Origin of the sequence: Microvirga flocculans ATCC BAA-817 (assembly GCF_000518665.1) — a bacterium.
In the GTDB taxonomy this organism is placed as follows: domain Bacteria; phylum Pseudomonadota; class Alphaproteobacteria; order Rhizobiales; family Beijerinckiaceae; genus Microvirga; species Microvirga flocculans.
Genome location: NZ_JAEA01000001.1, coordinates 14421 through 36456 on the forward strand (window position 1 = coordinate 14421; position 22036 = coordinate 36456).

Below are 22036 nucleotides of genomic sequence, written 5' to 3' on the forward strand. Positions count from 1 at the left end.
GGCCATGGTCGCCGTCAAGGCAGGTGACGTGGAAGGGGTGCTCAGGCGCCCCGATCCGCGCATGGGCGTCTTTCTGTTCTACGGGCCCGACATGGGCCTCATCAACGAGCGCGCCCGCGCCGTCGCCGAACGCTCCGTGGACGATCCCTCCGACCCGTTCCAGCTCATCCGGATCGACGGCGACGACATTGCGGCCGATCCGGCGCGCCTGGCGGACGAGGCCGGGACCATGGGCCTGTTCGGCGGAAGGCGCGCCATCTGGGTGAAATCCACCTCGCGGAACATCGCGCCGGCCGTCGATGCCGTTCTCAAGGGCGAGCTTCAGGACACGGTGATCGTCATCGAAGGCGGCGACCTGCAGAAATCCTCCCCGCTTCGCACCCTGTGCGAGCGCTCGCAGAAGGCCCTTGCCCTGCCCTGCTACGCGGACGAGGGCCGGAATCTCGGAACCGTCGTCGACGAGACCTTGAAGAACAACGGCTTTTCGATTCAGCGGGAAGCCCGCTCGGCCCTGATCGCGAGCCTCGGAGGCGACCGTCTCGCCACCCGCGGCGAACTCGCCAAGCTCATGCTCTACGCCCACGGGCAGAAGGAGATCACCCTCGCCGACGTAGACGCGATCATGAGCGACGTATCGAGCCTCGCCATGGATTCGGTGGTCGATTCCGCCTTCGCGGGCGAGGGAACAGGGCTGGAGATCGGCTCCCGGCGTCTCGCGGCGGAGGGCGTGAACGCAGGTGTCCTGCTCGGCGCTGCGCTAAGGCATGCCCTGATGCTGCTCACGGCGCGCCTGTCCGTCGAGGAGGGCCGCCCGATTCCGGCCGTCATGGAAACCATGCGCAGCCTGCATTTCCGCCGCAAGCCCCTGGTGGAGCGCCAGCTTCAGCGCTGGACGAGCGAGAGCCTCAGGAACGTCATCGCCCTCCTGCAAGCAAATCTGCTCCAGACCCGCCGTCTTGCGGACCTCGACGATACGATCGCAGCCAAGACCCTGCTCGATATCGCCCGCGCGGCAAGGCGATAATTCTCTAAATATTCCAATTATTTATATCTTAGAATACAAGCGGCTTGGCGAGCCTGTCGTAAATGGGAATATGCCAGCCTTCGTAGTCCGACGCGTCCGGCTCATCATGGAGCGCATCGAGGAAGGCCTCGAAGGACGGAGCCTGATTCCAGATCCGGTCATTGCCGTCGGTACCCCAGATATTCATGCTGTGCACCCAGCAGAAGATCTGTCCATAATCCGCCGCGCGAAGCGACATCAGGATCTCCAGGCCACCCGGATCGCAGCCGATGAAGAGCATGTCGGGCGGCGTGCCCCTGCCGTAGACATCGCCCCGCGAATATTCTTCGACATCTGCCCAGGGATAAAAGGGATCGACGAAAGTGACCGGTTCGACGAAGGGGTAGCGCTCCAACGGCACGGCAGAGCGGAAAAGCCGCGGATATACACGGCCTCCATTGAAGGCGAGCATGAACCGGCGGTAGCTGTCCGGCAGGGCGTGGCCCGTCCTGCTTTCCCAAGCGACGATGTCCCGGCTTGGGTCCTTCACAAAGGACCAATCCCGCTCACCCTCGTTCCAGCGCTCGGTGACGGGTGCAATCAGCCGCTTGGAACTCATCGCCACCCTTCCCCGGATTGCCGGCTTACGGATTCAAACGCCGGCAGAGACCGTCGAGCTGTTCCAGGGTCTTGTAGCGGATGCGCAGCTCACCGCCCTGCCCCCGGTGATCGATGCTGACGGTAAGGCCGAGAACGTCCTGGAGTGCCTTTTCGAGAGCCCGGGTGTCGGGATCCTTCGCCGCCTTGCCGGGCTTGGCCGATTTCGTCTCGATCCTGGAGGGTTCCGTGTTGTCCGCCTGCGCGATGGACTCGACCTGGCGCACACTCAGGCCCTGATCGAGAATCTGCTTGGCGACCGAAACGGGATCCTTCACCGCAAGCAACGCACGGCCGTGACCGGCGGAGAGCTTGCGGTCGACGAGAAGCTTCTTCACCGGATCGGGCAGATCGGTGAGGCGCATCATGTTCGCAATGTGACTGCGGCTTTTGCCGATGATTTTCGAGAGGTTCTCCTGTGTGTAGGAGAACTCCGCCATCAGCCGCGCATATCCTTCCGCCTCTTCGATAGGGTTGAGGTCGGCGCGCTGGACGTTTTCGAGAATGGCGTATTCGAGAGAGGTCTTGTCGTCGATATTGACGATGACCACCGGTACTTCGTGCAGGCCTGCCTTCTGCGAAGCGCGCCACCGGCGTTCACCGGCGACGATCTCATAGGCATCGTTCTTGTTCGGCACGGGCCGAACCACGATGGGCTGAATGATGCCGCGATCCTTGATGGATTGGGTCAGCTCCTGCAGCTCGGCATCCTCGAACACCTTGCGCGGGTTGCGCGGGTTCGGGCTCAGGAACTCGACGGGCACTTTCTTCTGCCCACCCCTGTTGCTCTGCATGGTGTCGATCTCGGCGCCGACTTCACCGATCAACGCAGCCAGTCCACGGCCCAGCGACTTCGCTTCTTTTGCCATCGTTTGTCTCTAACTTTGTTACGCTGCGCGCAGGGCGCGTTCACGCTGAATGACCTCGGAAGCCAGGCGCAGATAGGCCTGCGATCCGGCGCATTTCAAATCGTAGAGCAGCACGGGCTTGCCGTGGGACGGCGCTTCCGACACGCGGACGTTGCGTGGGATCATGGTCTCGTAAACCTTGTTGCCCATGAACTCGCGCACGTCGGCGACCACCTGCCCCGAGAGGTTGTTGCGCGGGTCGAACATGGTCAGGACCACCCCGTGAATCGTAAGGTCTGGGTTGAGGGCCGAACGGACCTGCTCGACCGTCTTGAGCAACTGGCTGAGACCTTCCAGAGCAAAAAATTCGCATTGAAGCGGCACCAGAACGGCGTCAGCAGCTGTCAATGCATTGATGGTCAAAAGATTCAGCGAAGGCGGGCAATCGATCAAAATATAGGTAAACGGTTCGATTACCTCAACGACCGAAAGGCTCCGGATCGCTGTCCGCAAACGGTGAGCCCGGTCCCGCTCGTTGGCGATCTCAAGCTCGACGCCCAGGAGGTCGAGGGTCGAGGGCGCAACCGACAAACCGGGCACCACTGTCTCGGTGATGCTCTCCTCGAGGGAGGCTTCGCCGGCGAGCACATGATAGGTCGAGGTCTGGCGGCTCTTGCGGTCGATGCCGAGTCCCGTCGAGGCATTGCCCTGCGGATCGAGGTCGATGATCAGCACCTTTTCGCCGATGGCGGCCAGCGCCGTGCCGAGATTGATCGCCGTCGTCGTCTTGCCGACGCCGCCCTTCTGGTTGGCGAGCACGAGAACGCGCGGCTTCATCACAGGCGCGCCTGCTTCGGGTCCGTTGCGGTCGGTCATCATGAATGGCTCTCGATGGAGGTTATGCGGAGAATCCTGGCGTCGGAATCAGTCAAGCTCGGCAGGATCTCTGCCTCGAATGTCCACTTTTTCCTGGCCTCGGTCAATTCAGTCTCGACGTCGCGTCCCTTGGGAAAGAGACCGATTGTCCCCGCTTTCAACAATGGTGCGGTCCAGTCCAGCAACATGGTCAGCGAGGCCAGGGCCCGGGCAGAAACCACATCGGCCTTGCCGACGAAACCGGGAATGATCGTTTCGAGCCGGGACTCATGCACGGTTGCGGCGACGCCTGTCAGACGGGCGATATGCCGGAGGAAGGCGCATTTGCGGGAATTGCTCTCGACGAGGTGGACCCGGAGCCCCCTCTCCGCCCCCGCGATGGCCAGGACGAGACCCGGGAACCCGGCGCCGGAACCGAGATCGAGCCATGTTCTCGCCTCGGGCGCAAGCTCGAGAAGCTGGAGCGAGTCGACGATATGGCGCTCCCAGATATGGTCGAGGGTCGTCGGGCCGACGAGGTTCTTGATCGCCTGCCAGCGCCGGAGCTCCCGCTCCAGCAGCTCCAGCTTCTCGAATGTTTCACGTGAAACATCGAGGTCGGAAGCGGTCATGGCTGGGGAGGTCATGGCTGCACCGCCTTCGCGCCCCGGCCGGGAGCCTTGCGGGCATGAGCCGCGAGAAGCGTCAGCGCAGCGGGGGTGATGCCCTCGATCCGGGCCGCCTGACCGAGCGTCTTGGGACGCACGAGATCGAGCTTGGCCTTGATCTCATTCGACAGGCCGGGAAGGCCCTGGAAATCGATGCTCTCTTCAAGCACCACGCTCTCGTCACGCCGGTAGGCCGCGATGTCGGCCTGCTGCCGGTCGAGGTACACTGCATAGGTGGCGTCTGTTTCCAGACGCTCCTTCACAGCAGGCGTGACGGAGGCCAGTTCCGGCCAGATCCGCTCCAGATCGCTCCAGCCAATGCTCGGATAGGACAGAAGCTGGTAGGCGGACCGGCGGATGCCGTCCTGATTCAGTTCGAGCCCATGCCGAACCGCTTCCTGCGGAGTGAGGGCGAGGGCCTGGAGTCTCTGGCGAATATCCCGGATCTCCGCCTGGGAACGCCGGTAATGGGCCTCCCGCTCCGCCCTGACGCAGCCGATATCCAGCCCCTTTCCGGTCAGGCGCTCGTCCACATTGTCGATGCGCAGGCTCAGGCGATATTCCGAGCGGGACGTGAACATGCGATAGGGCTCGCTCACGCCGCGGGTGATCAGGTCGTCGATGAGCACGCCGATATAGGATTCGGCCCGGTCGAACACGATCCCCTCCTGTCCGGAGGCGCGCCGGGCGGCATTCAAGCCTGCGACAAGGCCTTGCGCGGCGGCTTCCTCGTAACCGGTGGTGCCGTTGATCTGCCCCGCGAGAAACAGGCCCTGCACAGCCTTGGTTTCGAGCCCGGCGGTCAGATTGCGCGGGTCGACGTAATCGTACTCGATGGCATAGGCGGGCTGGAGCATGCGCACCTTTTCCAGGCCCGGAATGTGCTTCAGGAAGGCGAGCTGCACATCCTCCGGCAGGGAGGTGGAAATGCCGTTGGGATAGACCGTGATGTCGTCCAGGCCCTCCGGCTCCAGGAAGATCTGGTGCCCGTCGCGGTCGCCGAAGCGCACCACCTTGTCCTCGATGGAGGGGCAATAGCGCGGCCCCCTTCCTTGGATCTCGCCCGAATACATGGCCGAGCGATGGAGGTTTTCCCGGATCAGCGCGTGAACCCTTGCCGTGGTGCGGGTGATGCCGCACTCGATCTGCGGATTGTCGATCCGCGTCGTCAGCAACGAGAAAGGCACGGGCTCGTCGTCGGCGGCCTGCTTGTCGACGCCTGCCCAGTCGATGGTTCGTCCGTCGAGACGAGGCGGGGTGCCGGTCTTGAGACGGCCCAGGGTGAAGCCGAGCCGGGCAAACGTCTTCGGCAAGCCGAGGGACGGGCGCTCACCCATGCGGCCCGCCGGAATCTTCGTTTCGCCGATATGGATCAGGCCGGACAGGAAGGTTCCGGTGGTGATGACCACGGCCCCGGTGGAGAGCTGCCGGCCATCGGTCAGGAGGAGGCCCGTGACGCAGCCGTCGCGGACGATGAGATCGTCCGCCTCGCCTTCCACGACGGTCAGGTTGTCGGTTCCTAGAAGCTCCGCCTGCATGGCGCGGGCATAGAGCTTGCGGTCGGCCTGGGTGCGCGGACCACGGACCGCGGGGCCCTTGCGGCGGTTGAGCAGCCGGAACTGGATGCCCGCCCGGTCGGCGATGCGTCCCATGACGCCGTCGAGGGAATCGATCTCGCGCACGAGATGGCCCTTCCCGAGCCCCCCGATGGCCGGGTTGCAGGACATGGCGCCGACGGTCGAGAACTTGTGGGTGACGAGAGCCGTGCGTGCGCCCATGCGGGCGGAAGCCGCGGCCGCCTCGGCCCCGGCGTGGCCACCGCCCACGACGATCACATCGAACAACTGACTCATGATCTTCTCCATGAGGGGGGGCATACGCACTGACGGAACGAAGGTCAAAAGGGCAAAATGTTTCACGTGAAACATCGGGCGCCATCCCCAGTTCTGCACAACTGTTCCACAGCCCATGCAGAAGGGATTCAGCACCCTTCCACCGATTCGTGAACAGGATAAACGCGCTGTCTCACAGATTCGCGAAAAGGTTACCGGCGTGTCTCATTTGCCGATGCAGAAGCTGGAGAACAGGCGGTCGAGCACGTCCTCGACATCCACCCGGCCGGTGATCTCGCCGATGGCGCGGGAGGCCAGCCTCACCTCCTCGGCAGCAAGCTCCAGCGGCCCGGGGCCAGCCAGGATGGCGCGGGCGCGATCCAGGGATTCATGGGCACGGCTCAAGGCTTTACGATGGCGTTCCCGGGTGATCACCGCATCGCCCTGCCCCATGGCGCCTACCGCCTCCGCCTCCAGAAGACGGATCAGCTCCGGCAGCCCCTGCCCGGTCGCCGCCGCGATGGTCAGGTCGCAATCGTGTCGGATCCGATTCAAATCCGCCTTCGTCCCCACCTTCAGCAGGCGGCGGGCCGGTGGCGGGGGACCGTCCCCTCCCTCCGGCGGGACAAGCCAGAGAACCAGATCCGCATCCTGCGCCCGGGCCCTGGCGCGGGAGACGCCCTCCTGCTCGATCAGGTCGGCGCTTTCCCGAAGGCCTGCCGTATCGACGATGATCACGGGCAGGCCGCCCAGGTCGCAATGAACCTCGATCACATCGCGGGTCGTGCCGGCGATGGGCGAAACGATGGCGACGTCGCGCTGGGCAAGAGCGTTCAGGAGGGTCGACTTGCCCGCATTGGGCGGGCCGGCGAGAACCACGGTCAGCCCCTCCCGCAGGCGCTCGCCGCTGCGGCTGGCGAGCGCGTGGCCGATCCGGTCCTGGACAGCGCCGATCATGCGCAGGATATCCGCCTCCAGATCCTCGGGCACGTCGCCCTCATCGGAAAAGTCGAGGCTCGCCTCCAGCAGCGCCAGGACCTGCAGGATGCTCTCGCGCCACTCCTCGGCGGCATGACCCAGGCGTCCGCCGAGCTGGAGCATCGCCTGGCGGCGCTGCGCCTCCGTCTCGGCATCGATGATGTCGGCAAGGCCCTCGACCTGGGTCAGGTCCATGCGCCCGTTGAGGAAGGCGCGGCGGGTGAACTCGCCCGCCTCGGCGGGGCGGCATCCGTCGAGATGGCCCAGGGCCCGCAGCACGGCGGCGCGGGTGGCGAGCCCGCCATGGATATGCAGTTCCGCCTGGTCCTCGCCGGTGAAGCTCCGCGGCCCCGGCATCCACAGCACGAGGGCCTGGTCGAGAGGCTCGCCCGTGGCGGGATCGCGCAAGGTCCGCACCACCGCCCGCCGGGGTGGCGGGAGGTCTCCCCCCATCCGCTCCAGGACGCCCCTGCTCCCCGGTCCGCTGATCCGGATCAGGCAAACCGCGGCCCGGCCCTGGCCGGAGGCCATCGCGAAGATCGTGTCGTCCGAACGCATGAAGATGAACCTCGTAAGGAAAAGAGGATTTAACAGGGATGACGCCTTAAAACAGCAAGGGCGGCCAGGATCGGTTCACATCCGAATCGATCACCCGCCGAAGAGACCCGGCGGAGAGACGCAGAAGGAGCGGATCGATGAATCGCCTGAAGGACGCCAGCTCCCCGTATCTCCTGCAGCACAGGGACAATCCTGTCCATTGGTGGGAATGGGGACCCGAGGCCCTGGCCGAAGCCGAGCGGCTCGACAAGCCGATCCTTCTTTCCGTCGGCTATGCCGCCTGCCACTGGTGCCACGTCATGGCCCATGAGAGCTTCGAGGACCCTGCCGTCGCGGCGGTCATGAACGAGCTCTTCGTCAATATCAAGGTCGACCGCGAGGAGCGGCCCGATGTCGACCATGTCTATATGAGCGCGCTCCATCTCCTCGGCGAGCCTGGCGGCTGGCCGCTCACCATGTTCCTGACCCCGCGCGGCGAGCCCTTCTGGGGCGGCACCTATTTCCCGAAGGAACCGAAATTCGGCCGGCCCGGATTCGTCCAGGTGCTCCGGGAGATCGGCCGCCTCTACCGCGCGGAGCCTGAGCGGATCCTCAAGAACCGGGATGCGATCCGGCAGCATCTCGCGAAGGGGGCGGAGGGAGACGGAGGCACGCTGGGCCCGGACGATCTCGACCGCATGGGCCAGCGCCTCGTGGAGCTGATCGACGCGGAACATGGCGGTCTCCAGGGCGCGCCGAAATTCCCCAACCCGCCGATCCTCGAATACCTCCTGCGCTATGCCCGGCGCTCCGGCAACGAGGAGGCGAGGCAGCGTTTCCTCCTGACCCTGGAGCGCATGGCGCTCGGGGGCATTCACGACCAGCTCGGGGGCGGCTTCGCCCGCTATTCCGTCGACGAGCGCTGGCTCGTGCCGCATTTCGAGAAGATGCTCTACGACAATGCGCAGCTCCTCGACCTCTACGCCCTGGCCTATGCCGAGACCGGGCGGGCGTTGTTCCGGGACGCCGCCGAGGGCATCGTCGCCTGGCTCGCGCGGGAGATGACGACTCCGGAGGGCGCCTTTGCGGCGAGCCTGGACGCGGATTCCGAAGGCGAGGAGGGTCGGTTCTATGTCTGGAGCCTGGGCGAGATCCGCGAGGTCCTGGGCGAGGCGGATGCCGCCGTGTTCGCGAAGGCCTACGACATCACGGAGGAAGGCAATTTCGAGGGTCGCAACATCCCGAACCGGCTGATCGCCGGCGAGGCCCCTGCCCCCGTGGAAGAGCGGCTTGCAGCGATGCGGGCCAGGCTTTTGCAGCGCCGGGCCTCCCGCATCCGGCCCGGGCTCGACGACAAGGTGCTGGCCGACTGGAACGGGCTGGCGATCGCAAGCCTCGTGCGGGCCGCTCCCCTCCTCGGCCGTCCGGAATGGATCGCGCTTGCCCGGCGCGCCTATCGTTTCATCTCCGATTCGATGAGCCGCGAGGGCCTGCTCGGACATTCCTGGCGCGGCGGCTCGCTCGTCTTCCCAGGCTTCGCCCTGGACCAGGCCGCCATGATGCGGGCGGCGCTGGCGCTTCATGAGGCCACGTCGGAACCCGTCTATCTTCAGGACGCCGAAACCTGGCGGGATGCGCTGTTGAAGGAGTTCACGGTCGCGGACAGCGGCTGTCTCGCCATGACCGCCCGGAACGCCGACCCCCTGATCGTGCGTCCGCAGCCAGCCTATGACGAGGCGGTGCCCAACGCCAACGGCGTCTTCGCGGAAGCGCTCGTCCGGCTGGCGCAGATCACGCAAGACGCGGAGGATCACCGGCGCGCGACGGAGGTCCTGACACGGCTCGCGGGCATCGCCCGCTCCTCCCCGCTCGGGCACAGCTCGATCCTCAACGCCCTCGATCTGCATCTGCGGGGCCTTACCATTCTCATCACCGGAAGCCAGGCCGAAGCGCTACGCGAGGCGGCGTTGCAGATCCCTTCCCTCGACCGGAGCGTCCGCTGGCTGCGTCAGGGCGAAGCCCTGGACGATGACCACCCGGCAAAAGCCCTAGCAGCCTCGCTGGCCGAAGCGCAGGCCCTCGTCTGCGCCGGCATGCGCTGCTCGCTTCCGGTGACGCATGCGGAAGGCCTGAAGGATCAGGTCAAGGCCATGCTCCAGCCCGTTGAGGCACGCACACCATCCGGCTGAGCCCCTTGGCCGACCCCCTGTCGGATTTCCTCACATCCGCTGGGAAGAATTCGGGAATACCGCTCCTTTGAAGTCCTATGCAGGGTCCACGGCCAAGGCTGCGAGGACATTTTCCGCCTGTTCCGAGGCGGTCTCCTCCGCCTGCGGAGCAAAGGACATCAACATGAAGAAACAGATTCTCGGTGCGCTGGCGGGATTGCTGATCGCTGGCGCCGCACAGGCATCCGGCCTCGGCCTCAGGGGCATGGAGCATATCGGCGTCACCGTTCCCAGCATCGCGGAAGGCAAGGCCTTCTTCGAGAAGGTTCTCGGCTGCGAGCAGGCCTACGCCCTCGGGCCGTTCAAGGACGAGAAGGGCACGTGGATGACCGACAACATCGGCGCCCACAAGAGCTCGGTCGCCAACATCGCCTCGCTCAAGTGCGGCAATTCCACCAACATCGAACTCTTCGAGTTCACCTCGCCCAGCCAGAACAAGGCCTCGCCAAAGCGCGACGACGTGGGCGCGGTCTCCATCGGCTTCTATGTGGACGACATCAATGCGGCCGTCGCCCATCTGAAGAAGAACAACGTGAAGCTTCTGGGCGATATCAAGAAGGTCGAAGAGGGTCCGATCGCCGGCCGCAGCTGGATCTATGCCGAGACCCCGTGGGGCCTGCAGATCTTCTTCGAGAGCGACCCGAACGGCATCGCCTACACGAAGACCCCGGGTGCGGTGAAGCTGTTCAGCCCGCGCAATCTCCCGAACTGATCGTCATGCCGAGAGCCCCCTGATAACAGGTCGTCATCGGGGGGCTCTCCTTGCCTCGAGCGCTTCACCGGCGAGCGCAGCTTTCAGCAATCCGGTTCGTGCCTCTCCGCACCCCGCTTGAGATGCGTCAGCGGCAGGGCCGCGTCGGACTTCACGCGTGTGAGGGCGAAGTTCGAGCGGATGTCGCCGATCATCGGCAAAACCAGGATCTTTTCCGTCAGCAGCTTCTCGTAGGCCTTCAGATTGGTCACCACGATCTCGACGATGAAATCGGCCGTGCCGGAGACCATGTGGCAGGCCACCACTTCCGGCATGGCGGCGAGTGCCTCCTGAAGGGCCTGCGCATTGTCGCGGGAATGTTTCTCGACCTTGATCTCGACGAAGACGGTGAGGCCGAGGCCCACCGAATCCCGGTCGAGCACGGCGCGGTAGGTGCGAATGAAGCCGTCGCGCTCCAAGCGACGGACCCGGCGCAGGCAAGGCGACGGGGAAAGGCCGACCTGATCGGCCAGTTCCTGATTGGTGAGCCGGCCATCGGTCTGAAGAGCGTTGAGGATGCGCAGGTCGATGGCATCGAGGTTGATGTAGGGCATGGCGTCGGCAAACCTTTTCACGCAATTTTCTGCCAAGAATACGCAATCATCAAGCTGAACTTCGCAAGGACATGCCCTCCCCTGGAAGCCTATGCTCAAAAGCCAAGGAGGTTCACCATGTCCGACCTTGCCTGTTCTTCCTCTCCGCGGGCTCAGTCCCGCCCTGTCCTGATCGGCTGGCTCGCCGCCCTCGCGACCGTCACGATCTGGGCCGTCTGGGCGGTCGCGACACGCCATGCGGTGACGCACGACCTATCCCCCGCAACCGTGGGCATGCTGCGGTTCGGCGTTCCGGCCCTCCTGCTGCTTCCGATCAGCCTGCGCATCGGTCTGTTCCCGAAAGGTCTCGGGCTCATGAAAGGCGTCGGGCTTCTCGGGTCCGGCGCTCCGTTCTTTCTCATCGTCGCACTTGGCATGCAGTTCGCTCCGGCCGCGGAGATCGGCCCGCTCCTGCCCGGCACCATGCCGCTCTTCGTGGCGCTGATCGGCTGGCTCGTCTTTGGCGAGCGGCTCGGGCGCATCAGGGTTGCCGGCTTCGTCCTGATCCTGATCGGCAGCGCCTGCATCGGCGGGTACGGGGTGCTTTTCGCCGGTCACGGCGCCTGGCGTGGACATCTTCTGCTTTTGAGCGGCGCCTGCCTGTGGGGCATCTACACCCATGCCTATCGCCGCAGCGGATTGTCCGCCCTTCAGGCCTCGGCGCTCATCGGGCTCTGGTCCTTCCTTATCCTTATGCCCTTCGGCACTCCGTCCCTGGTTCGTGCGCTCGGCGACGGATTGGCAGGCCCCGTGATCATGCAGGCCGTCGTGCAGGGATTTTTCTCAGGGATTGTCGGAATCGTGCTCTACGGCATCGCCATCGACCGTCTCGGCGCGTCTCGCGCGGCCGCCGTCTCGCCCCTGTCGATCGTGCTGGCGGCCGTGATCGCAATTCCGGTTCTCGACGAGATCCCGGATGGGATCGCTCTCATCGGGATAGCATTGGCAACGCTGGGCGTCGTGCTGACAAGCGGCATCTTCGATTCCGCAGGCAAGGGGCGATGATGACCGTCAAACGAAAACCCCACCCTCCTGTCGGAGGATGGGGCCGCTTGTCGTTGAACCGAGTGTTTCGCCTCAGGTGTTCATCGAGTCGAAGAATTCCTGGTTCGACTTGGTCTGGCGCAGCTTGTCGAGCAGGAACTCGATGGCGTCCACCGTGCCCATCGGGTTGAGGATGCGGCGCAGCACGTACATCTTCTTGAGCGTGTCCGTCGGCACCAGCAGCTCTTCCTTGCGGGTGCCGGAGCGGGTGATGTCGATGGCCGGGAAGGTGCGCTTGTCGGCCACCTTGCGGTCGAGGATGATTTCCGAGTTGCCGGTGCCCTTGAACTCTTCAAAGATCACCTCGTCCATGCGCGAGCCGGTATCGATGAGCGCGGTCGCGATGATGGTGAGCGAGCCGCCTTCCTCGATGTTGCGCGCCGCGCCGAAGAAGCGCTTCGGACGCTGGAGCGCATTGGCGTCCACGCCGCCGGTGAGCACCTTGCCGGAGGATGGCACCACCGTGTTGTAGGCGCGGCCGAGGCGCGTGATCGAATCGAGCAGGATCACCACGTCGCGGCCATGCTCCACGAGGCGCTTGGCCTTCTCGATCACCATTTCGGCCACCTGCACGTGGCGGGTCGCCGGCTCGTCGAAGGTGGAGGCCACGACCTCGCCCTTCACAGAGCGCTGCATGTCGGTGACTTCCTCCGGGCGCTCGTCGATGAGCAGCACGATGAGGTAGCACTCGGGATGGTTCGTGGTGATAGACTGCGCCACGTTCTGCATCAGCACGGTTTTACCGGTGCGCGGCGGCGCGACGATGAGGGCGCGCTGGCCTTTGCCGATCGGCGAGACGATGTCGATGATGCGCGGCGAGAAATCCTTGCGGGTCGGATCGTCGATCTCGAGCTTGAAGCGCTCCTGCGGGAAGAGCGGCGTCAGGTTGTCGAAATGCACCTTGTGCCGGATCTTCTCGGGATCCTCGAAATTGATGGTGTTGACCTTGAGCAGGGCGAAGTAGCGCTCGCCCTCCTTCGGGCCGCGGATCGGGCCGTCCACCGTATCGCCGGTGCGCAGGCCGAAGCGGCGGATCTGGCTCGGCGAGACATAGATGTCGTCCGGGCCGGGCAGGTAGTTCGAATCGGCCGAGCGCAGGAAGCCGAAGCCGTCCTGCAGGACCTCGACGACGCCCGCGCCGATGATCTCCACCTCGCGCGCCGCCAGCTGCTTGAGGATGGCGAACATGAGCTCCTGCTTGCGCATGGTGCTCGCGTTCTCGACCTCGAGCTCCTCGGCGAAAGCGATGAGTTCGGTCGGCGTCTTTGATTTCAGGTCTTGAAGTTTGATTTCCCTCATCGGGGAACACTCTCGGAGTAAGGTCGCGGTCAGATGGGGCTGTACGCGGAGGAGATGGAGGAAACGTCGACAGGGCCGCCGGGTTCACGAACCGTGACTGTGAGAGCCCTGAGGGCCCGTGCAGCTCACCTGTCTTTGAGGAAGAGGAGTCCCTTATAGCTGCGTTCCCGGATTTTCTCAAGGGGTGTTTGAAAACGATTGAGCATGATGGTCATCCCGGACGGCGCAAGCCGATCTCAACAAGCGCGCTTAATAAAGGTGCGGAACTATTGCAGCCTCAAAACAAGGTATCATCGAACTCATCAAGGATTTTATTCAAAACTCGGAAGATAACGATCTGAACAAGACGTTTGCAGAGAGATTTGCAGAAAAGCTGAAAACGCTTCATTTCGTGGGCTCCTGGAATGAACCCGGCCTATTATCAGCACGCTTTTCTAAAACGCACCGCACAGACTGAGTTCGCCCATTTTCACCCGCCAAGCCTCTCGTTAAGCGCTAGCTTGGGCTCCCAACAAACCTGCCCAAAGCCTCATCCTGAGGAGGACCGTCAGGTCCGTCTCGAAGGACGAGGCGTCTCCAGTGCTCTCTGGAGCCTCCTTCGAGACGCCGCTCACGCGGCTCCTCAGGATGTGGGTTTTTGTTGGTTATTTTTTAAAACGGCTTCACGATCACCAGGATCACGATGCCGATCATCAGCACCGTCGGCACCTCGTTGAGGATGCGATAGTATTTCGCCGGGCGCGTGTTCTTGTCGGCGGCGAATTCCTTCAGGCGGCGCACATAGACGCCGTGCACGCCGGAGAGGATCAGGACCAGCAGGATCTTGCCGTGGAGCCAGCCGTCCCTGTACCAGCCGCCCTGCCAGATCAGGACGAGGCCGAAGATCCAGGTCGCGACCATCGCGGGGTTGATGATCGCCTTGAGCAGGCGGCGCTCCATGACCTTGAAGGTCTCGGACTGGGCCGAGCCTTTCGGCGCGTCGCAGTGATAGACGAAGAGGCGCGGCAGGTAGAGCATGCCCGCCATCCAGGCGATGACGGAGATGACGTGAAGCGCCTTGATCCAGAGATAGAGCATCGGTTTCAGGCTCCCCGCACGCGGGCGATCATCTGCTCCACATGGGCGATGGGGGTTTCCGGCAGGATGCCGTGACCGAGATTGAAGATGTGCGGCCGCCCGCGCGCCGCGCCGAGGATATGGTCGACGCCCTCCTCCATCGGCGCGCCGCCGGCGATCAGCGCCAGCGGGTCGAGATTGCCCTGGGTGGCGATGCTCTTCGGCAGGCTCGGAAGCACGAGGGCCGGGTCGAGGGTCCAGTCGAGCGCCAGCGCGTCGCCGATCCCGGCCGCGGCGAAGCGGTGAAGGTTCGCGCCGCCGCCACGCACGAAGACGATGGCCTTGGCCTGCGGCCGCGCCGCCTTCAACCCTTCCACCATCCGGCGGATCGGGTTGAGGGAGAGCCGGTCGAACAGGGCGGGCGGCAGGGCCGAGCCGAAGCTCTCGAAGATCTGCACGGCCTCGGCGCCCGCATCGATCTGGCGGATGAGGTAGGCCGTGGAGGCCTTGACCAGCTTTTCGATGAGCGCGTCCATGAAAGCCGGATCGCGATAGGCGGTCAGCCGGGCCGGGGCCTGGTCAGGGGTGCCCTTGCCGGCGATCATGTAGCTCGCCACGGTCCAGGGCGCGCCGCAGAAGCCCAAGAGGGTCGTTTCCTTCGGAAGGGACGTGCTCAGGCGGTCCAGGGTCTCGAAGACCGGGTCGAGGCGCTCCAGCGGCAGCTCCTCGGCAAGCCGCGCGAGATCCTCCGCAGACGTGACCGGATCGAGCTTCGGACCCTCGTTCTCGACGAAACGCACCTCCTGCCCCAGGGCATGGGGAATGACGAGGATGTCGGAGAACAGGATGGAGGCGTCGAAGCCGAAGCGGCGGATCGGCTGAAGGGTCACCTCCTCAGCAAGCCTCGGCGTGTAGCAGAGATCGAGGAAGGAGCCGGCCTGCTTCCGGGTCTCCCGGTATTCCGGCAGATAACGGCCTGCCTGCCGCATGATCCAGATCGGCAGAGGCCAGACCGGCTCGCCGTTCAGCACGCGCAGGATCGTTTTGGTGGGACGCTCGCTCACAGGCCCTCTCTATAAAATATAATCTTTGAATCAAAGAATCTGATGTTTCTCTTGGGCCGTGAATCACAAAGCCGCAACCCCGTCCACAAGCGGTCCACATAGGCTGGGGCGTTAAGGGTTCATTAACGGATCGGGCAGGCGCGCCACAATCCTTTCCGAAATCTTAAGGCTTAACAGATCGTTAACGAAGATTAACCGAATCTGAATCGGAACCGCTTGGGTGATTCGTGCCGGATTCTCCCAATCCGGCCCTTGCCGCCTCGCACATGGATGAGCCCTGTTGATGGCGCGGCGGGAATCCCACAGGCCCTTTTGCTGGACCTGCGCGCCGTGCCGTTTTATCCACACTCATCGACTCCTCGCATATCGGGCCGGGACAAGGATTTCGCCTTCGGGGCCCCTCCATCGATACGCGACGACGCGGAGAACCTGAGCCGTGGGACGCAGCTATTTCCATCTTCATCTCGTCTCCGACTCGACGGGCGAAACCCTCATCACCGTCGCCCGCGCGGTGGTGGCGCAATATGAAGGCGTCGCCGCCATCGAGCACGTCTATCCCCTCGTGCGCTCGACCACGCAGCTGGAGCGGGTGATCAGCGAGATCGAGACCGCGCCGGGCATCGTTCTCTACACCCTGGTCGATCAGGATCTCGCAACGCGCCTGGAAGAGGTCTGCCGCGCCACCGGATCGCCGCATCTCTCCGTGCTTGCCCCGGTCCACGCCCTGCTCTCCTCCTATCTCGGCACCCATTCGACGGCCCGGCCCGGCGCGCAGCACATGCTGAACGCGGAATATTTCAAGCGCATCGACGCGATGAACTTCACGCTCATGCACGATGACGGACATCTCCCGCATGATCTCGACGATGCGGATGTGATCCTGGTCGGCGTGAGCCGCACGTCGAAGACGCCCACCTCCGTCTATCTCGCCAATCGCGGCCTCAAGACCGCCAATATTCCGCTCGTGCCCGGCGTGCCGCCGCCGCCTGTGCTGGAGAGCGCGCGAAAGGCGCTCATCGTGGGCCTGGTGGCGACGCCCGAACGCATCGTCCAGATCCGGCAGAACCGCCTGCTCAGCCTGAATGCGGACGACGACACTTCTTATGTGGATCGCGAGGCGGTGGCCGAGGAACTGGCGGCGTCCCGGCGGCTCTTCGCCCGCAACGGCTGGCCGGTCATCGACGTGACGCGCCGTTCCATCGAGGAGACGGCGGCCGCGATCATCGACCTCTATCGCGATCATCGCCTGCGCTTCATCGCGGAATAGCCCCATGCCCGTGCTCTGGACCCCTTCCGAGAAGCTGCTTCTGGCTTCCACCAGCGTGACCCGTCTCACCCTGCTCGTGAGCGCGGGCCTCTCCGTCGAGACCCAGGCGGCGGGAATCGACGAGCGTGCGGTCGAGGCGGCTTCGGTCCACGAGGGGCTCGATCCGCCCTCGCTCGCGGGAAGGCTCGCTATGGAGAAGGCGCTCGCCGTCAGCCGCCGCCATCCGGAACGGGTCGTGCTCGGGGCCGACCAGGTGCTCGAATGCGAGGGCCGGGTGCTTCACAAGCCGGCGGACCGGGCCGCCGCCCATGCGCAGCTCAAGGCGCTCGCGGGCCGCAGGCACGTTCTCCACTCCGCGGGCTGCCTCGCCATCGGCGGGACCGCGGTCGAGCGTTTCGCGACGAGCGCCGTCCTCACCATGCGGCCCCTCACCGACGCGGCCATCGATCTCTATCTCGATCTCGCCGGTCCCGATGTGCTCAGGAGCGTCGGCGCGTACCAGCTCGAAGGATTCGGGATTCATCTCTTCGAGGCGGTCGAGGGCGACCACTCGACCATCCTGGGGCTTCCCCTTCTCCCGCTGCTCGCCGCCCTGCGCCGTCTCGGCTGCCTCGCCCTTTAAGGACACGATCTCCATGACGAAGGCCTTCATCGTCGGCCATCCGATCAAGCATTCCCGCTCGCCCCTGATCCACGGGCACTGGCTGAAGACCTACGGGCTCGAAGGGTCCTACGAGCGGATCGACGTGGAACCTGTGAACTTCGGGGAATTTCTGAAGGCCTTTCCGGCCAGGGGCTTTGCCGGGGGCAACGTCACCATTCCGCACAAAGAGGCGGCCTTCGCCGGGGTCGACCGCCGCACCGCCCGCGCTGAGCGGGTGGGGGCGGTCAATACCCTCTGGGTCGAGGACGGGACGATCTGGGGCGACAATACGGATGTCGTCGGTTTCATGGCCCATCTCGACCGGAGCCTGGGGACAGGCTGGGAGCAGGATGTGGATACCGCCCTCGTTCTCGGGGCGGGCGGGGCCGCGCGCGCCGTGGTCGCAGGCCTCCAGGATCGGCCCCTGAAACGCATCCTCGTGGCGAACCGCACCCTGGCGAAGGCGGAAGACCTCGTGCGGGATCTGGGAGGCACGGGCCCGGCGGCACTCGCGCCCTTGGCCTGGGAGGGGATCGGATCCGCACTGCCTGGCGCGCAGCTGATCGTCAACACCACGTCCCTGGGCATGGCGGGCCAGCCGCCGCTCGCCATCGACCTCGACCGGGCGCCGGCCGGGGCCATCGTCGCCGACATCGTCTATGTCCCCCTCGAAACCTCCCTCCTCGCCGCCGCGTCCGCGCGGGGCCTGAGGACGGTCGACGGCCTGGGCATGCTGCTTCACCAGGCGGTGCCGGGCTTCCGGCGCTGGTTCGGCGTCACGCCCGAGGTCACGCCCGCATTGCGGGCGCTCGTGCTTGCCGATATCGAGGGCTCGACATGACCTTCGTTCTCGGGCTCACCGGTTCCATCGGCATGGGAAAATCGGCCACGGCCGATCTCTTCCGCAAGCTCGGCGTTCCGGTGCACGATGCCGATGCCGCCGTGCACGGCCTCTACCGGGGCCGGGCCGCTCCGCTGATCGGACAGGCCTTTCCCGGCACCGTCGTGGAGGGGGTCGTCGACCGGGCTAAGCTCGGCGCTGCCGTGCTGAACGACCCTCAGCGCCTGAAGGAGCTCGAAGCCATCGTGCATCCGCTGGTGCGGGAGGAGAAGGGGAGCTTTCTGAGAAAAGTCTCCGCCTTCGCGCCGATCGCCGTCCTGGACATTCCCCTTCTCTTCGAAACCGGCGGCGAGGCAGGCTGCGATGCGACGCTCGTCGTCACCGCGCCCGCCGCCGTGCAGCGCGCGCGGGTGCTGGCGCGGCCCGGCATGACGGAGGAGAAATTTTCTGTCATCCTCGCCAAGCAGATGCCGGATTCCGACAAGCGCGCCCGCGCCCATTTCCTGGTCGATACCAGCCGTGGATTCGAATCCGCCGAGGCCCAGGTGAGGTCGATCCTCGCCTGCCTTGCCGGGCGGCCGGGTCGGCGTCATGCGTTTTGAAGAAGAGTTGATCAGCGATGTTGCGTGAAATCGTTCTCGATACCGAAACCACCGGCACCGACCACGCCAAGGGCGACAGGGTCATCGAAATCGGCTGCGTCGAACTCCTCAACCACATCCCGACGGGCCGGAGCTACCACGTCTACATCAACCCGGAATGTCCGGTTTCGCCGGGCGCTTTCGCCGTTCACGGGCTCTCGGACGAGTTTCTGGCCGACAAGCCGGTTTTCGCCGCCGTCGCCGACGAATTCGCGGCGTTCATCGCCGATGCGCGGCTCGTGATCCACAATGCGGCCTTCGATATCGGCTTCCTCAACGCGGAATTCGCCCGCACGGGGCATCCGCTCTTCGACCTCGCCGACGTGGTCGATACCCTCATCATGGCCCGGCGCAAGCATCCGGGCGCGGCGAACAACCTCGACGCCCTCTGCGCGCGCTACGGAATCGACAATTCCCGGCGCACCAAGCACGGGGCGCTCCTCGACGCGGAGATCCTGGCCGAGGTCTATATCGAGCTGATCGGCGGCCGGCAGGTGGGTTTCGACCTGGCGCTCCAGCCCGCCTCCCGCAGCCGTGCCGCGGCGCTAAGCCAGGCCGCCCGGGAGGCGAAGCCGCGCACCCTGATCTCGCGCCTGACCGACGACGAGCGGGCCGCCCACGAAGCCTTCATCCAATCCCTGGGACCGAATGCGCTCTGGCGCGAATATCTCGGCGAAACGACGCCGGACGTTTCATAAGAGAATGTTATAATATATGGATTTTCAATTAAAAGCTTATATCAAATTAAGGAGAAGCTGCGTTCTTCTTTAGCCTACATTCAGTTCAAAATTTATAATCATAACCTGTGGATAATTTATATCCCAAGAGCTTTAATGAGAATAAAAATTTATTTATTTACAATAAGTTATCAACATTTACCACTTAGTGAAGCATACGCTTCTCATGCGGAACAAATGAGGGTACCAAACATTTAACCGTCGGGTGACCGATCATAACAGACGGTTAACCAAGGTTGTGTAAGTTTCTTTCGTCGCGTGACACGGTGAAAATCTGCCGGCCGTAGCACAGCTATTTAGCTGGAGCACTTTGTAGGGTTCAAGGCAGGCCCTACCACGACGAAATATAGGCCCCCCTCAAGGGGGCCTTTTCTTTTAGTTGTGCGCGCGAAGCAGGGTGCCGCGTCGTAGTAGAGCTCTCGTTTGTCGAGGTGCCGTACGATGAAATGTTGTAAGCCATAAATCGTAGCCGTCCCGAGCACACTTAACGACAGCCTTATAACGAATGTTACTGTCTGGGGCACAATACGAAGCTACAACGCAGCCCCGATCTCCGATTAGCAAGCCATTTTTAATGACTATTGGAGCTTGCAGTAACTCAAACAAACTCACGTCTGGATGGTCATCAAGTATGTGTTGAAGAGATACTCTAGAAAGATAAACGAGTGGAACCTTGGCCTTCAGATATTCGACAGCAACAGCTGGAAGAGGGCCAACGACCAATGGGTCTAGTCGGCCTGCAATCAACTCATAAAGCCGACTCAGCTCAAACACCATGATTAGCAAAGAAACCAAGCTCGTGAACAGTGTCAATTGATAGAGTTACTGAATTCACTTGTAGCGGATGCCACACATGTCGTTAAGGCAAACAGAAATTAAGAATTCTGTCTCCCGACAATACTGGCTGTTCCGTTGATGAGCGGCCTTGCTCATTAAATTAGAAAGCAAATAAAAATCGGGCGACGCTTTCGCCTCGCCCGATCCCTGAAATCGTCGATGCCGCGCCGCAGCCTTACGACAGGGTCTGGCCCCCGGCCTGCTGGGCCTGCATCTCGGCGGCGCGCTGGCGGTAGAGCGCCACGAAGTCGATCGGGTCGATGTAGAGAGGCGGGAAGCCGCCGTTGCGCACCGCATCGGCCACCATCTGGCGGGCGAAGGGGAAGAGCAGGCGCGGGCACTCGATCATCACCACCGGATGCAGCTGCTCCTGCGGGATGTTCTGGATCCGGAACACGCCCGAATAGGTCAGCTCGAAGGCGAAGAGCACGTCCTTGCCGCCGACCTTGGCATCGCCTTCGAGAGTCAGGTCGACCTCGAAATCCGCGTCGGCGAGCTGCTTGGCGTTCACGTTGACCTGCAGGTTGATCTGCGGGCCTTCCGTCTGCGGCTGCAGGGAGCGCGGCGCGTTGGGGTTCTCGAAGGAAAAGTCCTTGCAGTACTGCGCAAGGGCGTTGAGCACGGGGGCTCCGTTGTTTGCCGGATTCTCGGCCATGATGTCTGCTCCCTAAGGGGGTGTCTCGTCGGGCCCGGATGGAACACTGTTCAGCAAAGCGCCGGCTCGCTTCGGGCCATGGAGCTCCGCGCTACCACGCTTCTCATGCATGAAGCAAGATTTCAGCCGACGCATTCGCTTGTCGGGGCCGGAGGTGGATGTTACGACCTCAGGACCCCATATGCGAAGGATGACACCTTCGCCTCCTTGAGACAACGCCCGGCGGCAGTCGGGTGCGGGCAGGCCCACAACGGATCGACGATGCAGGATTCCTTCGACATCACGACCCTCATTTTTATCGTTCTCGCCGTCTTCGTCATCTGGCGTCTTCGCTCCGTCCTGGGGCAGAAGACGGGCAACGAGCAGCCGCCCTTCGATCCGCTCTCACGGCGCGATGCGCCCCTGCGTCCGGGCAACGGGCCTGCCGAGCCCGATCACAATGTGGTGCGCCTTCCCGGCGCCAACGGCCCTCGCCCCGCCGCCGACGTTCCTCCCGCCGAGCGCTGGAAGGGCATCGCCGAGCCCGGCACGCCGCTCGCCCAGACGCTCGACGGCATCGCGCGCATCGAGCCCGACTTCAATGCCGCCGAGTTCCTGGAAGGGGCCAAGTCCGCCTATGAGATGATCGTCACCGCCTTCGCCCAGGGAGACCGCAAGACCCTCAAGGATCTTCTCTCCCGCGACGTCTATGAAGGATTCGAGCGCGCCATCGGCGAGCGCGAACGCCGCGGCGAGACCGTCGAGACAACCTTCGTGTCCATCGACAAGGCGGAGATGGCCGGGGCCGAGCTCCAGGGCAAGAACGCCCAGGTCGTAGTGCGCTTCCTCTCCAAGCTGATCACCGCCACCCGCGATGCATCCGGCACCGTGGTGGACGGCAGCCCCGAGGCCGTGGCCGACGTGACCGATGTCTGGACCTTCGCCCGCACGCTCGGCAGCCGCGATCCCAACTGGCTTCTGGTCGCGACCGAAGCGGGGCAATGAGGCATGCCGGGAAGGTCC

At 63.9% G+C, this 22036-nt stretch carries 21 protein-coding genes; 10 read left to right on the plus strand and 11 right to left on the minus strand.

The features are described 5' to 3' along the window. Positions 1-4 precede the first annotated feature (4 nt). Positions 5-1024: a DNA polymerase III subunit delta gene (gene holA, locus L879_RS0100075; protein ID WP_027314329.1), complete on the plus strand. Its 1020-nt coding sequence runs from the start codon at positions 5-7 to the stop codon at positions 1022-1024. Positions 1025-1052: 28 nt separating this feature from the next. Here holA and L879_RS0100080 read toward each other — a convergent pair whose 3' ends face one another. From L879_RS0100080 to mnmE, 6 genes are all read right to left on the minus strand, one after another. Next, positions 1053-1622 carry an SMI1/KNR4 family protein gene (locus L879_RS0100080; RefSeq protein WP_027314330.1) on the minus strand — a complete coding sequence of 190 codons (570 nt, stop codon included), beginning with the start codon at positions 1620-1622 and terminating at the stop codon, positions 1053-1055. Positions 1623-1647: 25 nt separating this feature from the next. Next, the gene (locus L879_RS0100085) at positions 1648-2529 is read right to left on the minus strand and encodes a ParB/RepB/Spo0J family partition protein (RefSeq protein ID WP_027314331.1); all 882 of its coding nucleotides are present in this window, start codon (positions 2527-2529) and stop codon (positions 1648-1650) included. Between the two features lie 18 nt (positions 2530-2547). After that, complete coding sequence (locus L879_RS0100090; protein WP_154664030.1) at positions 2548-3387, minus strand: ParA family protein; 840 nt, start codon at positions 3385-3387, stop codon at positions 2548-2550. After that, complete coding sequence (gene rsmG / locus L879_RS0100095) at positions 3384-4010, minus strand: 16S rRNA (guanine(527)-N(7))-methyltransferase RsmG (RefSeq protein WP_027314333.1); 627 nt, start codon at positions 4008-4010, stop codon at positions 3384-3386. The genes L879_RS0100090 and rsmG overlap by 4 nt, the downstream gene beginning before the upstream one ends. After that, positions 4007-5884 carry a tRNA uridine-5-carboxymethylaminomethyl(34) synthesis enzyme MnmG gene (gene mnmG, locus L879_RS0100100; protein WP_154664031.1) on the minus strand — a complete coding sequence of 626 codons (1878 nt, stop codon included), beginning with the start codon at positions 5882-5884 and terminating at the stop codon, positions 4007-4009. Before mnmG ends, rsmG begins: the two co-directional genes overlap by 4 nt. A 204-nt stretch (positions 5885-6088) precedes the next feature. After that, entirely contained in the window at positions 6089-7399 is a 1311-nt protein-coding gene (gene mnmE / locus L879_RS0100105) for a tRNA uridine-5-carboxymethylaminomethyl(34) synthesis GTPase MnmE (protein ID WP_027314335.1), read from the minus strand. Between the two features lie 137 nt (positions 7400-7536). Here mnmE and L879_RS19815 point away from each other — a divergent pair, with 137 nt between their 5' ends. Together L879_RS19815 and L879_RS0100115 are read left to right on the plus strand one after the other, a co-directional pair. Then, complete coding sequence (locus L879_RS19815; RefSeq protein ID WP_035458291.1) at positions 7537-9567, plus strand: thioredoxin domain-containing protein; 2031 nt, start codon at positions 7537-7539, stop codon at positions 9565-9567. Between the two features lie 163 nt (positions 9568-9730). Further along, complete coding sequence (locus L879_RS0100115; protein ID WP_027314336.1) at positions 9731-10318, plus strand: VOC family protein; 588 nt, start codon at positions 9731-9733, stop codon at positions 10316-10318. Positions 10319-10401: 83 nt separating this feature from the next. Here the strand turns inward: L879_RS0100115 and L879_RS19820 are convergent, their stop codons facing one another. Then, positions 10402-10911, minus strand: coding sequence for an Lrp/AsnC family transcriptional regulator (locus L879_RS19820; RefSeq protein ID WP_035458293.1), 510 nt, complete (start codon positions 10909-10911; stop codon positions 10402-10404). Between the two features lie 117 nt (positions 10912-11028). On the opposite strand from L879_RS19820, the gene L879_RS0100125 reads away from it, so the two are divergent. Then, positions 11029-11955 (plus strand): DMT family transporter, encoded by a 927-nt coding sequence (locus L879_RS0100125; protein WP_027314337.1) that lies wholly within the window; start codon positions 11029-11031, stop codon positions 11953-11955. Positions 11956-12027: 72 nt separating this feature from the next. On the opposite strand, the gene rho is transcribed toward L879_RS0100125, so the two are convergent. The 3 genes from rho to hemE all read right to left on the minus strand — a co-directional run bounded on the left by rho (position 12028) and on the right by hemE (position 15413). Further along, the gene (rho, locus tag L879_RS0100130) at positions 12028-13293 is read right to left on the minus strand and encodes a transcription termination factor Rho (RefSeq protein ID WP_035458296.1); all 1266 of its coding nucleotides are present in this window, start codon (positions 13291-13293) and stop codon (positions 12028-12030) included. 651 nt (positions 13294-13944) lie between these two features. Then, complete coding sequence (gene hemJ, locus L879_RS0100140; protein WP_027314339.1) at positions 13945-14370, minus strand: protoporphyrinogen oxidase HemJ; 426 nt, start codon at positions 14368-14370, stop codon at positions 13945-13947. Positions 14371-14375: 5 nt separating this feature from the next. Further along, the gene (gene hemE, locus L879_RS0100145; protein ID WP_027314340.1) at positions 14376-15413 is read right to left on the minus strand and encodes a uroporphyrinogen decarboxylase; all 1038 of its coding nucleotides are present in this window, start codon (positions 15411-15413) and stop codon (positions 14376-14378) included. A gap of 436 nt (positions 15414-15849) precedes the next feature. Here hemE and L879_RS0100150 point away from each other — a divergent pair, with 436 nt between their 5' ends. The 5 genes from L879_RS0100150 to dnaQ are packed head-to-tail and all read left to right on the plus strand — an operon-like array spanning position 15850 to position 19503. After that, on the plus strand, positions 15850-16680 hold the full coding sequence (locus L879_RS0100150) for a pyruvate, water dikinase regulatory protein (RefSeq protein ID WP_027314341.1): 831 nt from the start codon (positions 15850-15852) through the stop codon (positions 16678-16680). 4 nt (positions 16681-16684) lie between these two features. Next, positions 16685-17302, plus strand: coding sequence for a Maf family protein (locus L879_RS0100155; RefSeq protein WP_027314342.1), 618 nt, complete (start codon positions 16685-16687; stop codon positions 17300-17302). A gap of 13 nt (positions 17303-17315) precedes the next feature. Beyond that, positions 17316-18164, plus strand: coding sequence for a shikimate dehydrogenase (locus L879_RS0100160; RefSeq protein WP_027314343.1), 849 nt, complete (start codon positions 17316-17318; stop codon positions 18162-18164). After that, positions 18161-18766, plus strand: a complete 606-nt coding sequence (gene coaE / locus L879_RS0100165) for a dephospho-CoA kinase (protein WP_027314344.1) — start codon at positions 18161-18163, stop codon at positions 18764-18766. The genes L879_RS0100160 and coaE overlap by 4 nt, the downstream gene beginning before the upstream one ends. A gap of 17 nt (positions 18767-18783) precedes the next feature. Then, the gene (gene dnaQ, locus L879_RS0100170; protein WP_027314345.1) at positions 18784-19503 is read left to right on the plus strand and encodes a DNA polymerase III subunit epsilon; all 720 of its coding nucleotides are present in this window, start codon (positions 18784-18786) and stop codon (positions 19501-19503) included. A gap of 1051 nt (positions 19504-20554) precedes the next feature. Here the strand turns inward: dnaQ and secB are convergent. After that, complete coding sequence (gene secB, locus L879_RS0100180) at positions 20555-21034, minus strand: protein-export chaperone SecB (protein WP_027314346.1); 480 nt, start codon at positions 21032-21034, stop codon at positions 20555-20557. 261 nt (positions 21035-21295) lie between these two features. On the opposite strand from secB, the gene L879_RS0100185 reads away from it, so the two are divergent. Beyond that, a complete protein-coding gene (locus L879_RS0100185; RefSeq protein ID WP_027314347.1) occupies positions 21296-22018 on the plus strand; it encodes a Tim44/TimA family putative adaptor protein in 723 nt (240 codons plus the stop codon). The last annotated feature ends 18 nt before the right edge of the window (positions 22019-22036 follow it).

Coding starts and splice junctions, on each gene's coding strand:
- holA (WP_027314329.1), top strand. CDS start 5: ATGGTCGCCGTCAAGGCAGGTGACGTGGAAGGGGTGCTCAGGCGCCCC.
- L879_RS0100080 (WP_027314330.1), bottom strand. CDS start 1,622: ATGAGTTCCAAGCGGCTGATTGCACCCGTCACCGAGCGCTGGAACGAG.
- L879_RS0100085 (WP_027314331.1), bottom strand. CDS start 2,529: ATGGCAAAAGAAGCGAAGTCGCTGGGCCGTGGACTGGCTGCGTTGATC.
- L879_RS0100090 (WP_154664030.1), bottom strand. CDS start 3,387: ATGATGACCGACCGCAACGGACCCGAAGCAGGCGCGCCTGTGATGAAG.
- rsmG (WP_027314333.1), bottom strand. CDS start 4,010: ATGACCTCCCCAGCCATGACCGCTTCCGACCTCGATGTTTCACGTGAA.
- mnmG (WP_154664031.1), bottom strand. CDS start 5,884: ATGAGTCAGTTGTTCGATGTGATCGTCGTGGGCGGTGGCCACGCCGGG.
- mnmE (WP_027314335.1), bottom strand. CDS start 7,399: ATGCGTTCGGACGACACGATCTTCGCGATGGCCTCCGGCCAGGGCCGG.
- L879_RS19815 (WP_035458291.1), top strand. CDS start 7,537: ATGAATCGCCTGAAGGACGCCAGCTCCCCGTATCTCCTGCAGCACAGG.
- L879_RS0100115 (WP_027314336.1), top strand. CDS start 9,731: ATGAAGAAACAGATTCTCGGTGCGCTGGCGGGATTGCTGATCGCTGGC.
- L879_RS19820 (WP_035458293.1), bottom strand. CDS start 10,911: ATGCCCTACATCAACCTCGATGCCATCGACCTGCGCATCCTCAACGCT.
- L879_RS0100125 (WP_027314337.1), top strand. CDS start 11,029: ATGTCCGACCTTGCCTGTTCTTCCTCTCCGCGGGCTCAGTCCCGCCCT.
- rho (WP_035458296.1), bottom strand. CDS start 13,293: ATGAGGGAAATCAAACTTCAAGACCTGAAATCAAAGACGCCGACCGAA.
- hemJ (WP_027314339.1), bottom strand. CDS start 14,370: ATGCTCTATCTCTGGATCAAGGCGCTTCACGTCATCTCCGTCATCGCC.
- L879_RS0100155 (WP_027314342.1), top strand. CDS start 16,685: ATGCCCGTGCTCTGGACCCCTTCCGAGAAGCTGCTTCTGGCTTCCACC.
- L879_RS0100160 (WP_027314343.1), top strand. CDS start 17,316: ATGACGAAGGCCTTCATCGTCGGCCATCCGATCAAGCATTCCCGCTCG.
- coaE (WP_027314344.1), top strand. CDS start 18,161: ATGACCTTCGTTCTCGGGCTCACCGGTTCCATCGGCATGGGAAAATCG.
- dnaQ (WP_027314345.1), top strand. CDS start 18,784: ATGTTGCGTGAAATCGTTCTCGATACCGAAACCACCGGCACCGACCAC.
- secB (WP_027314346.1), bottom strand. CDS start 21,034: ATGGCCGAGAATCCGGCAAACAACGGAGCCCCCGTGCTCAACGCCCTT.
- L879_RS0100185 (WP_027314347.1), top strand. CDS start 21,296: ATGCAGGATTCCTTCGACATCACGACCCTCATTTTTATCGTTCTCGCC.